The 1,448-nt window shown below is 39.8% G+C and carries 1 pseudogene; it reads right to left on the minus strand.

From position 1 onward, the window contains the following. Positions 1–1,105 (minus strand): annotated as a pseudogene (locus ACOVO2_RS14695) (M13 family peptidase); the annotation flags it as partial. Between the last annotated feature and the right edge of the window lie 343 nt (positions 1,106–1,448).

Below are 1,448 nucleotides of genomic sequence, written 5' to 3' on the forward strand. Positions count from 1 at the left end.
GTTTGGCTTCTTCGGGGAAGTATTTTTTTACATAAAGTTGAGCAAGCCCATGCCCGAGCGACCTATCAACGGCTTCGGTAATTTCTTCACCACGTGGTTTTTGAGTTGCTTGTCCTGATAGCACCTTAGCGTATTCAAAAGAAGCTTTTGTGAATGGTTTGCTCAGAAAATCAGCATACGAAACCAGCGTTTTGGCTCTTAGATAAGCTTTCCAGTCATCAACTGATGTCGAAGTTAGTAAAGTATTCAATTTATCGTAATAAGCAGGTTGTTGCACATTTAGCGAGTCTATTTTCACACCCAACGCTGCAAAAAATGCTTGCCAGCCAATGTTTGGTTGTTTTTTTACCATGTCCGCAACGGCTAGCTTATTATAGTTTGCTTGCACATTTCGGCGTTCGATATTGGTCTTGTGCGATGCCGCCAATTCTTTTTCGATGACGTATGCAGCCGAGGCCATTTTGCTTGCAGTAGCTGCATCAGTACCCGTAAGTTTGAATAAAGTACTTAGGTAATTTTGATAAGATTGCTGAATGAAAAGTGTAGAAGAGTCGGTTCTGAAATAATAATCTCTTTCGGGTAAACCGATTCCAGTCTGACCTAAATTGACAATATTAATAGCACTATTTTTAATATCTGGCCCAACACGAAAACCGATGATTGAAAAATTATTGAATTTCTGCTGGTCGGCTACGTACTTCATAATGCCAGCCACATCTTTTATGGCATCAATTTGTTTGAGCATTGGTTTTATGGGGTCGAAACCTCTTTTGTTGATGGTGGTGGTATCCATGCCCGAAGCATAGAAGTCGCCTACTTTTTGTTCGATGCTACCTTTGAGATTTTTAGTAGCCGAAACACTATCCAAAATGCCTTGGAGGCGTATGCGTTGCGGATAATTCATAAACGAATATGCCCCAACGCCCGATTGGGTAGAAGGAATTTCGACCGAATTATACCACTTACTGTTGACATACATAAAGAAATCATCGCCAGGTTTTAGGGTAGGGTCAATGCCAGTGATGCTTACTTTTTGGGCGAAGCTTGTACTGATACAGCTTATGATAAACCAGAAAACTAATAAGAGAGGGTAGTTTTTTTTCATGATTGTTGATAATTTTTCTTAAAACGAAAGGTAATAGGATAAGCTCAAAAAATCTACAATTGATTGAATATTTTGTGTGTTTATCGACCTGTTGGGAGAAAATATCGACTTTGTTGGTGAATTTTTTGTAGGCTTGCTGTGCAAAAACTGGGTGTTCCCGTTTCAAACTTTGCTCGGGTGAGTTTCGTTCTCCAGAACGCAATTTTCAAGTTGACATCAGGAGAGGTCAGAACACCTCTGCGAAGAAAGATTTTTCGCAGAGCGGTACTAAATGTTTTACATTTAGTACCAGTTCGGCTAAATGTTCTACATTTAGTCGTTGTGTCAGTCGTTCTTAGAACGA

Source organism: Emticicia sp. (assembly GCF_049241225.1).
Classification (GTDB): Bacteria; Bacteroidota; Bacteroidia; order Cytophagales; family Spirosomataceae; genus Emticicia.